General features: G+C 59.6%; 1 protein-coding gene. It reads left to right on the top strand.

Annotation, left to right across the window (positions count from 1 at the left end; translation table 11 throughout):
• Nucleotides 1-265, top strand: a 265-nt coding sequence (locus L9G74_RS20925) for an AMP-binding enzyme (RefSeq protein WP_238898680.1), incomplete at both ends; no start/stop codon positions are given.

The following is a 265-nucleotide window of genomic DNA, read 5'->3' as shown; positions in this document are numbered from 1 at the left end:
GAAGGGCTATTACGACAACGCCGAAGCCACCGAGACGGCCTTTGATGGTGATTACTTCCATTCCGGAGACATCGCGGTGTGGCATCGCGATTCGTATATCGACCTGAGGGACCGCTCCAAGGACATCATCATCTCCGGTGGTGAGAACATCTCAACCATCGAGGTGGAGCAGGCTATCGCTTCACACCCCGCCGTTCTCGAGGGCGCGGTGATCGCCATCCCAGACGAGAAGTGGGGGGAGCGCCCCAAGGCGTTCGTCGTGCTC

Origin of the sequence: Shewanella electrica, assembly GCF_022321485.1 — a bacterium.
Classification (GTDB): domain Bacteria; phylum Pseudomonadota; class Gammaproteobacteria; order Enterobacterales; family Shewanellaceae; genus Shewanella; species Shewanella electrica.
Note: the sequence above shows the minus strand (reverse complement) of the source record. Positions and strands in the feature narration are given on the sequence as shown.